Genomic DNA, 9,587 nt, shown 5'->3' with positions numbered 1-9,587 from the left:
CACCTGCTCCTGGTAGACCATGATCCCGTAGGTCTCGGCCAGCACGGGCTCCACCAACGGGTGCGGGTACTCCACCACTTCCTTGCCGTGTTTGCGGTTCACGAAACTGGGAATCAGGTCCATAGGACCAGGGCGGTACAGCGCATTCAGCGCAATCAGATCTTCCAGGCGGCTCGGCTTGGCTTCTTTGAGCATGCCCTGCATGCCGCGGCTTTCAAACTGGAACACCGCCTCGGTTTTGCCCTCCGAGAACAACCGGTAAGTCGGCCCGTCGTCAAGTGGAATGGTTTCAAAGGCGAAGTTCTCTTGTCCCTTGTGGCGCTTGATGATGAACTCGCGCGCGATTTCCAGAATCGTGAGTGTGGCCAGTCCCAAGAAGTCGAACTTGACGAGGCCAATGGCCTCCACGTCATCTTTGTCGTATTGGCTGACGGCGGAGTCGCTGCCTGGCTGCTGATACAGCGGGCAAAAATCGGTCAGCTTGCCCGGCGCAATCAGCACACCCCCGGCGTGCATGCCGATGTTCCGCGTCATGCCTTCCAGTTTTTGCGCCATCTCGATGACGGTCTTGACGTCTTCTTCTTTGCGCACCCGCTCGTAAAGCATGGGTTCGAGTTCCAGCGCGTAATTGTTTTTGTCGCCCTCTTTCTTGGGCTCTGGCGGGTACTGCAGCGTGTACGACATGCCGGGCTTGCCGGGCACCAGTTTGGAAATGCCGTCGCAGAAGGTGTAGCTCATGTCCATCACCCGGCCCACGTCCCGAATCGCCGCTTTGGCAGCCATCGTTCCGAACGTGGCGATCTGACTTACCGCGTTCTTGCCGTATTTGTCCTTCACGTAGTCAATGACACGGTCACGGTTGGACTGGCAAAAGTCGATGTCGAAGTCGGGCATGGACACCCGTTCCGGGTTCAGAAACCGCTCAAACAGCAGGTTGTATTCCAGCGGATCCAGGTCGGTGATCTTGAGCGCGTACGCCACCAGCGACCCTGCACCCGACCCCCGTCCCGGTCCTACGGGACAACCGTTGGCCTTGGCCCACTGGATAAAGTCACCCACGATGAGGAAGTAGCCCGGGAAACCCATCTTGAGAATCGTGCCGATCTCAAACTCCAGCCGCTCTACATACCGAGGACGCTGCTTGTCCCGCTCCGCCGTGTTGGGATAGAGCAGCTCCAGACGCACTTCCAGGCCGTCAAATGACGCAACGCGAAAATACTCGTCGATCGGCATGCCGTTGGGCGTTGGAAAGTCCGGCAGTTGCGGCTTGCCCAGCACGAGTGTCAAGTTGCATCGCTGTGCGATTTCGACCGTGTTGGCGATGGCCGAAGGCACATCGGCAAACAAGGCTTTCATCTCGGCGGATGACTTGAAATACTGGTCGCGCGTGAACTTGCGCACCCGGCGCGGGTTGGCCAGGATTTCGCCTTCCGAGATACAGATGCGCGCTTCATGCGCCTCATAGTCCTCGGCGGTCGCAAATTGCACCGGATGGGTTGCCACCACGGGCAGGTTCAGGCGCGCAGCCAATTGGGCTGCTGCCACTACATGGCTTTCATCATCGACACGGCCTGCGCGCTGCAGCTCGATATAAAACCGATGCGGAAATATCCCTGCCAAGCGCAGCGCCACATCCGCAGCCCCGGATTCGTCCCCCTTGACCAGCGCTTGCCCCACAGGCCCGGCTTGGGCGCCCGCCAGCGCTATCAGCCCTTCGGAGAGCTCTTGCAGCCAATCCCAGGTGCACAAGGCCTGGTTCTTGACGATATTGCGGGTCCAGGCGCGGGCCAATAGCTCTGACAAGTTGAGGTAGCCCTGGCGGCTTTGCACCAAGACGATGATGCGTGACGGAGCACCGCCCGCCTCACCTTCCAGAAAGATCTCGGCCCCGAGAATGGGCTTGACGCCCTTGCCCCGGGTTTCCTTGTAAAACTTGATGGCGCCGAAAAGGTTGTTGAGATCGGTGATGGCCAGCGCTGGCTGACCGTCTTTGGCGGCCGCCTTGGCGACCTCGTCGATGCGGTTGGTACCGTCGACGACGGAAAACTCGGTGTGCAGGCGCAAGTGAACAAACATGGGGCCCATTGTAGAAACCCCCGCGCCCCTACCAAGACAAACACGGTGGCGTAACGTCTATTGACAGGGACGGCCACCAGTACAATGCCTTTTCGTGCCCGGGGACCGCCAACCGGAGCGCCTTGCAAGCCATGCAAGTTGCCTCCAACCCGCAACCCCTTCCACACCTGTTTTCCCCTTTTGCTGAAAGCTGCTTGCGATGCTGCGTGCCCCACTGCCCCTCGTTTCCGCCCTGCTGGTTGCTGGCCTGCTGGCAGGTTGTTCCAGCACTTCCGAAGACAAAACGGCGGGATGGAGCCCCAACCGCATTCATTCTGAAGCTCAGGATGAAATGAACAGCGGAGCGTACGACAAGGCGGTTCCGCTGCTCGAAAAACTGGAAGGCCGCGCCGCTGGCACGCCGCTGGCGCAGCAAGCCCAGATCGACAAGGCTTACGCGCACTACAAGGCCGGCGAAAAGGCCCAGGCGGTTGCCACGCTGGACCGTTTCATGAAGTTGCACCCCGCCAGTCCCGCGCTCGACTACGCGCTGTACCTCAAGGGCTTGGTGAATTTCAATGACAACCTGGGGTTGTTCTCCTTCATTTCGCGCCAGGATCTGTCCGAGCGGGATCAGAAGGCGGCCAAGGATTCGTTTGAAGCCTTCAGCGAACTGGTCACTCGCTTTCCGGAGTCCCGCTATGCGCAGGACTCACGCCAGCGCATGACCTACATCGTCAATTCGTTGGCACAGTACGAAGTGCACGTGGCCCGCTACTACTTTCAGCGTGGCGCTTATGTAGCCGCCATTGGCCGCGCGCAGGTGGCGCTGGCCGACTACCAGGGCGTTCCTGCCCTCGAAGAAGCGCTGTACATCCTCATCCAGTCCTACGACGCGCTGGGCATGACCCAGTTGCGCGACGATGCGCGGCGGGTGATGGACACCTCCTATCCACAAAGCACCATGGTCAAGGGCGGCCTCAAGGGCAAGTCGGATCCGTGGTGGAAGTTCTGGTAAGCGCCCGCAAGGCCTCGTCAAAATCCCCGGCGGTTTCCAGTCGCCGCATGGGCGGCAAGGCCGCCAGCAACCGCTTGCCATAACCCATGGTCACCAAGCGCGTGTCTCCTACCACCAGTATTCCCCGGTCTGACTCGCGGCGTATCAGGCGCCCCGCGCCTTGTTTGAGTGCCACGGCGGCCTCGGGCAGCGCGTAAGACTTGAACGCCTTCCCGCCCGACTGCTCGATCTTGTGTGTGCGGGCCTCCACCAGCGGGTCTCCCGGGGGAGGAAACGGCAGTTTGTCGATGACGACCAGTTCAAGCGCATCGCCCGGCACGTCAAACCCCTCCCAGAACGTGGCAGACGCCACCAACACGCAGCCCGGCCGCCCTCCGTCGCTGCCTTCGCGAAACCGCTCCATCAAGCGGCGTTTGGGCCATTCGCCCTGCACCAAGACTTCAATGTCTGCAGCGCTGCCAAACCGGTTTTTCAGCGCTTCGCCGATGGTGCGCAAAGCCTTGAGCGTGGTGGTCAGCACCAGAGTCCGACCACCCAGCTGCGCGGAGGCATCGCCTACCCATTGCGCCAGCGCACTGCTGTGCGCCGGGTCCGCAGGGGACGGCAGATGGCGCGGTACATACAGCGCAGCCTGGGCCGCATAGTCAAAGGGGCTCGCAACCCGCAAAATCTCTGCATCCTGCAGGCCTGCGCGCTCGGTAAACCAGGTCAGACGCTCGTCATCCCCCAGCGTGGCCGAGGTAAATACCCAGGCCCTGCCGCGCACTGCCGCTGGCTCATCAGGCCAGCCGTCAGACTCGGATGACTCAGCAGGTGCCGCCAATAGCCGCGTGCGCATGGCGTCTGCAATATCAAGCGGCGACTCGATGAGCCGCAGTTGCGCACCCACATCGACCCAGCGCACTGCGTCAGGGTTGCCCGGGCCCGAAAACCGACTCACCTTTGCCAGCAGCTCGGAACCTCTTTCATACAAACGGACAAAGTCCGGCGCGATTTCGCTCATGGTGTCGAGCGCCTCCTGGGCCTGCGCGCACGCTTGGGCCACGCGTGCCAAGGTGGCCTTCCACACGTTGCCGTCGGTACCCTCTGGTGCCTCGTCGGTCCAGCGCAGCTTGGCAGCGATCCGCTCTCCACCCACTGCCAACCGCAAATCCCGCGCCGATAGTTCGACCATCCCGGCCAACCCGGTCCAGTCGGCCAGCCCTCGGGCGTGTTGCAACCCCACCGCCAGCAGGTCTCGGCTGAAGTCGATCAACTGCCCGGTAGACAGCTGCATGCCCAAGAACTGCACCCCGGTTTCGTTGATCTGGTGCGCTTCATCAAACACCACCACACGCACGGTGGGCAACAACTCCGCCATGCCCGACTCGCGCACCGCCACATCGGCAAAAAAGAGATGGTGGTTGATGACCACAATGTCAGCGGCCAGCGCTTCGCGCCGCGCCAAATGAACATGGCAGTCCCGAAACCGCGGGCACTGCGAGCCCAGACAGTTCTCGCGCGTCGATGTCACCAGTGGAATCACAGGCGATCGATCGTCCAGTCCCGCCAGCTCTGCCAGATCGCCAGACCGGGTGCTCTGCGACCAGGCTTCGACCTTGGCCAGCACTCGCACCACACCGCGGTCCTGCCCTGCCGCATCGTGGCGCGCCTGCTCCATGCGGTACAGGCACAAATAACTGCCGCGCCCTTTGAGCAAGGCCATTCGCACCGGCGTGCCCAGCGTTTGCGCCAAACGGGGCAGGTCGCGCGCAAACAACTGGTCTTGCAACGCCTTGGTGGCGGTCGACAACAGGACACGTTCGCCGCTGAGCAACGCGGGCACGAGATAGGAAAAGGTTTTTCCCACCCCAGTACCCGCTTCGACCACCAGGGCTCCGCCCTCTTCCATGGTGCGCGCCACCGCCACCGCCATCTGGGTCTGGCCCTCCCGCGGCTGAAAATGCACATCCGCCCGCGACAACACGCCGCCGTCGGCAAAAACCTCGTGCACCATCGCGACCAGAGACATCAGGCGGGCTCTTGCGGTTGGAGTTCGCGCTCCAGCCGCTCCAGGGCATCTCGGAGTACCAAACGGCGCTTTTTCAGGCGACGCCATGTGAGGGGGTCAGGTACCGCGTCGGAGCCACAGCGGTCAATCAAGGCATCCAGGTCCGCATGTTCCATGCGCAGCTCAATCAGTTGTCGGTGGGGAGAGTGGAGGCTGGGTTTCAAGGCAAGACGCCGTGGGATGGCAAAAATGCCACAGGCGGGCGGATAATACGCGCTTGGCCTGCCACCCCGGTGGGCGTTTGTACACACGCCCCCCACAATCACCAGCATGACCAAAGCGTTCCGCCTTATCGCGTCCACCGGCATCCACAAAGGTGACCGGGAATACCAACAAGACCAGGTGGCCTTGATCTCTCACGAGCGGCACAACGGTTGTGTGCTGGGCGTGGTGGCTGACGGGATGGGCGGGCGCAGCGGCGGGCGCAAGGCGTCCGACCAGGTCATGATGACGGCACGCCAGCTGTTTGAGCGGTATTCACCAGACACTGATGACCCGGTGGCCATGCTCAAAAGCATGGTGGAAGAAGCCCACATCGTCATTCGCCTGACGGCCATCTCGGCAGAACAGGAGCCTCACAGCACCATTGCGGCCTTCCTCATCAACCCCCGCGGCGACTGTCACTGGGTGCATGCAGGTGACTCGCGCATCTACCATTTCCAGGGCCCCCGGCAAGTGTTTCGCACCAGCGACCATTCCTACGTGCAGGCGCTGGTAGACCGCGGCGAGCTGACCGAAGCCGAGGCCAACAACCATCCGCACTCCAACATCCTGGTCGGCTGCCTGGGTACCGAAAGCGATCCGCCCATCACAACCCATGTGATTCCGCAACTGCAGCCCGGCGACGTGCTGATGGCCTGCAGCGATGGGGTGTGGCACTACTTCTCCCCCACCGAACTGGCTTCCGTGGTCGACTCCCTGTCGCCGCGGGAGGCCACCGAGTTCCTGATCGAAAAAGCCCGCTCGCGCGCGCGCGGAGGCGGCGACAACCTCTCGCTGGTCATTGTGAAGATTGAAGCGCTGGTGGAAGAAAAGAAGGTGGCACGCCTCGCCCCCGTAGAAGCGGGTCGCGCCTGAGGCGCATCCAGCGGGTGCATGGCGGCGCCCTTTTTTGGCGGGAGGGCATTCGAAACGCCCTGCCCGGCTTTGATCAGGCGTGGCGTCTACCGCCCTGATGGCGATCCAGCAGTTGAAGCGGGCAACGCAGGCAATGGAGCAGCCGGTTTGCGGCCTGCAGCGGCGGCATCGGCCTGCGATTTCTCCACCCGCGCACGACGCTCTTCGGCCGCCTTGATCACCTCCGCCTGACGGGCACGCGCCTTGGTGGCGCGGTCTGCGTTCTGAGTGTTGCGGGTCGCCTGCTCGGTGGCCTGGGTCTGCACCCGATGGCGCTGGTCCTGTGCACGGCGCTCCGCATCGTGCTCGCGCTGGGACATGGTGGCCTTGTTGGACTGCGGGTTGGCAACAGGCGCGCGCCGCACGGAGGCACCCGGCACCCCACCCTGGGCAGGCGCGACGGGCACGCCTTTGGTTTTTTCTTCGATAGAACGCAGGCGCTCTGCGGCCTTTTCCTTGCGCTCGGCATCGTTCAGTTCGATCTCTTGGTTGCGCAAACGTGTCTCCGCATCGCGCACCTTTGCACGCACACCGCGCAAGCAGTCTTCTACCGAAAACCGCTGATAACACGCTGCCTCATCTTGCTGACGCTTGGCAGTGATCGCCGCGCGCTCGCTGTGAATGCGCTCGTGCTCGGCTTTGCGATGGGCGGCGGACGCCGCTTTGGCAGGATCGTCGACAACTTCTGCAGGCTGGGCCCCGGCGGCAGAGGCCACCACAGCCAAGGAAGCCAGCGCAGATGCAAATACCGAGGCCTTGAAGGCACAACGCATAGGCACTCTCATGTCAGCCCCGTGTCCACCATGCGGCGTTCCAACGCGAGAAACTCTTTGGACTGCATTTCATTGAGCCGCGACACGGTGCGAGGAAACTCGTGGGCCAATGGGCCGTCGGTGTAGAGCTGCTCCGGCGGCACAGCGGCAGACAGGATCAGCTTCACCCGTCGGTCGTACAAAACATCCACGAGCCAGGTAAAACGCCGCGCGGGGGACGCCATGCTGACTGGCAGATAAGGCACATCCGACAACAGGACAGTGTGGAACTGGGTGGCGATTTCCAGGTAGTCATTTTGCGAACGTGGCCCGCCACACAGGGTCTTGAAGTCGAACCAGACCACGCCCCCCGCCTTGCGACGCGCCCGAATCTCGCGCGCTTCGATGTGCAGCACCGGGTCCTCGTCATGCACTTCGGCCAGTTGGTCAAACGCTTCGTTCATCTCCGCATCGGCTTGCGGTCCGAGCGGCGTGTGGTACAGCTTGACCTGTTCCATGGTGCGCCGGCGGTAGTCGGTGCCGTTGTCCACGTTGACGACTGCAAGCCGCTCGTTCAGCAAGGCAATCGCTGGCAGGATGCGGTCGCGGTGCAGCCCGTCAGGGTACAGGTCGTCGGGCTTGAAATTGGAGGTGGTGACAAACCCCACGCCGTTCTGGAACAGCGCCGCCAGCAAGCGGTGCAGGATCATGGCGTCGGTAATGTCCGCCACGTGAAACTCGTCAAAGCAGATGAGTTTGTAGCGTTTGGCAATGCGCGCGCCCAGCACGTCCAGCGGGTTGACTGTGCCTTGCAGGCCCGCCAGCTCGCGGTGCACTTCGCGCATGAACTCATGAAAGTGCAGGCGCACTTTGCGCTTCAGGGGCACAGCGTCAAAGAAACATTCCATCAGGAAGCTCTTGCCCCGCCCTACCCCGCCATACATGTACACGCCGCGCGGCACATCAGGCCGGTTGATCAGCTTCTTGATCGCGTTGGAACGCTGGGCCTTGTAGGCGGCCCAGTCATCAGCGCAACGTTGAAGGGCATCCACTGCGCGCAACTGGGCAGGGTCACTTTGGTAGCCTTTAGCGGCCAACTCGGCCAGGTAAGCCTGTTTTACAGTCACGTGGTGGATGCTCAGAAACTATGATTTTTATAGCTACTAGCGCTTATTGGATAAGCGCTAGAGCCCGATTTGACCAAAAAATCAAAAGTTCAGAGTGCGTTTATCCACGGCCAGGGCCGCTTCCTTGGTGGCTTCGCTCAACGACGGATGGGCGTGGCAGATGCGTGCGATGTCCTCGCTGCTGGCCTTGAACTCCATGGCCACGACGGCCTCGGAGATCAGCTCGCTGGCCTGCGGGCCCACGATGTGCACGCCCAGGATCTCGTCGGTCTCGGCATCGGCCAGCATCTTCACCATGCCGGTCGTGTCGCCCAGCGCACGTGCCCGGCCATTGGCCAGGAACGGGAAGGTACCGGACTTGTACTTGACGCCGTCGGCCTTGAGCTGCTGCTCGGTGCGGCCCACCCATGCGATCTCGGGGCTGGTGTAGATGACCCAGGGCACGGTGTTGAAGTTCACGTGGCCGTGCTGGCCGGCGATGCGCTCGGCCACGGCAACGCCTTCTTCTTCGGCCTTGTGCGCCAGCATCGGGCCGCGCACCACGTCGCCCACCGCCCACACGCCGGGCAGGTTGGTCTTGCAGTCGGCATCGACGACGATGGCGCCGCGCTCGTCCAGGGCCAGGCCCACGGCTTCGGTGTTCAGGCCGATGGTGTTGGGCACGCGGCCGATGGAGACGATGAGCTTGTCCACCTCTAGCGCCACGGCCTCACCCTTGGCGTTGGTATAGGCAATGGAGACGCCCTTCTTGCCAGTCTTGATCTCACCGACCTTCACGCCCAGCTCGATCTTCAGGCCCTGCTTGTCAAAAGCCTTCTTGGCTTCCTTGGCGATCTGTTCGTCCACCGCACCCAGGAAGGTGGGCAGGCCTTCGAGGATGGTGACTTCCGCACCCAGGCGGCGCCAGACGGAGCCCATTTCGAGACCAATCACGCCAGAGCCGATGAGGCCCAGCTTCTTGGGGACCGCGCCCACGCGCAGCGCACCGTCGTTGGACAGCACGAACTCTTCGTCGAACGGCGTGCCAGGCAGCGCACGGGCGTTGGAGCCGGTGGCGATGATGATCTGCTTGCCGGTCAGCGACTCTTCAGCTGCGCCTGTCACCTTGATCTCGTAGCCACCTTCGGCGGCGCGCGCGAACGAACCACGGCCGTGGAAGAAGCTGACCTTGTTCTTCTTGAACAGGTACAGGATGCCGTCGTTGTTCTGCTTCACGACGGTGTCTTTGCGGGCAATCATCTTGGCCACGTCCATCTTGACGCCGGTGGCCGTGATGCCGTGCTCTGCAAAGTGCTTGTTGGCATGCTCGAAATGCTCGGATGACTGCAGCAGCGCCTTGGACGGGATGCAGCCCACGTTGGTGCAGGTGCCGCCGGGTGCAGGGCCGCCCTTTTCGTTCTTCCACTCGTCGATACAGGCCACGTTAAAGCCCAGCTGGGCGGCGCGGATGGCGGCGATGTAGCCGCCGG

8 protein-coding genes are annotated in these 9,587 nt (G+C 62.4%); 2 read left to right on the top strand and 6 right to left on the bottom strand.

Annotation, left to right across the window (positions count from 1 at the left end):
- On the bottom strand, window positions 1-2,076 hold a 2,076-nt coding region (gene dnaE / locus ACK41V_RS22540), incomplete at its 3' end, for a DNA polymerase III subunit alpha (protein WP_409785753.1).
- 199 nt (window positions 2,077-2,275) lie between these two features.
- On the opposite strand from dnaE, the gene ACK41V_RS22535 reads away from it, so the two are divergent.
- Entirely contained in the window at window positions 2,276-3,073 is a 798-nt protein-coding gene (locus ACK41V_RS22535) for an outer membrane protein assembly factor BamD (RefSeq protein WP_409785751.1), read from the top strand.
- Here ACK41V_RS22535 and ACK41V_RS22530 read toward each other — a convergent pair.
- Together ACK41V_RS22530 and ACK41V_RS22525 are read right to left on the bottom strand one after the other, a co-directional pair.
- Window positions 3,036-5,084, bottom strand: coding sequence for an ATP-dependent DNA helicase (locus tag ACK41V_RS22530; RefSeq protein WP_409785749.1), 2,049 nt, complete (start codon window positions 5,082-5,084; stop codon window positions 3,036-3,038). The two genes, ACK41V_RS22535 and ACK41V_RS22530, sit on opposite strands and share 38 nt — an antisense overlap.
- Window positions 5,084-5,287 (bottom strand): YdcH family protein, encoded by a 204-nt coding sequence (locus tag ACK41V_RS22525; protein ID WP_409785747.1) that lies wholly within the window; start codon window positions 5,285-5,287, stop codon window positions 5,084-5,086. The genes ACK41V_RS22530 and ACK41V_RS22525 overlap by 1 nt, the downstream gene beginning before the upstream one ends.
- A gap of 106 nt (window positions 5,288-5,393) precedes the next feature.
- On the opposite strand from ACK41V_RS22525, the gene ACK41V_RS22520 reads away from it, so the two are divergent.
- Window positions 5,394-6,200 (top strand): PP2C family protein-serine/threonine phosphatase, encoded by an 807-nt coding sequence (locus ACK41V_RS22520; RefSeq protein WP_409785745.1) that lies wholly within the window; start codon window positions 5,394-5,396, stop codon window positions 6,198-6,200.
- 86 nt (window positions 6,201-6,286) lie between these two features.
- Here ACK41V_RS22520 and ACK41V_RS22515 read toward each other — a convergent pair whose 3' ends face one another.
- The 3 genes from ACK41V_RS22515 to lpdA form a co-directional block, all read right to left on the bottom strand.
- Entirely contained in the window at window positions 6,287-7,012 is a 726-nt protein-coding gene (locus ACK41V_RS22515; protein WP_409785744.1) for a hypothetical protein, read from the bottom strand.
- Between the two features lie 8 nt (window positions 7,013-7,020).
- Window positions 7,021-8,118 (bottom strand): cell division protein ZapE, encoded by a 1,098-nt coding sequence (gene zapE, locus ACK41V_RS22510; protein ID WP_409785742.1) that lies wholly within the window; start codon window positions 8,116-8,118, stop codon window positions 7,021-7,023.
- Between the two features lie 81 nt (window positions 8,119-8,199).
- On the bottom strand, window positions 8,200-9,587 hold a 1,388-nt coding region (gene lpdA / locus ACK41V_RS22505; RefSeq protein ID WP_409785740.1), incomplete at its 5' end, for a dihydrolipoyl dehydrogenase.

The organism is Acidovorax sp., assembly GCF_046291265.1.
GTDB lineage: Bacteria > Pseudomonadota > Gammaproteobacteria > Burkholderiales > Burkholderiaceae_C > Acidovorax.
Note: the sequence above shows the minus strand (reverse complement) of the source record. Positions and strands in the feature narration are given on the sequence as shown.

Bases quoted from the DNA above. Each gene is read 5' to 3' on its own strand.
- ACK41V_RS22520 (WP_409785745.1), top strand. From the start codon at position 5,394: ATGACCAAAGCGTTCCGCCTTATCGCGTCCACCGGCATCCACAAAGGT.
- ACK41V_RS22535 (WP_409785751.1), top strand. From the start codon at position 2,276: ATGCTGCGTGCCCCACTGCCCCTCGTTTCCGCCCTGCTGGTTGCTGGC.
- ACK41V_RS22530 (WP_409785749.1), bottom strand. From the start codon at position 5,084: ATGTCTCTGGTCGCGATGGTGCACGAGGTTTTTGCCGACGGCGGCGTG.
- ACK41V_RS22515 (WP_409785744.1), bottom strand. From the start codon at position 7,012: ATGCGTTGTGCCTTCAAGGCCTCGGTATTTGCATCTGCGCTGGCTTCC.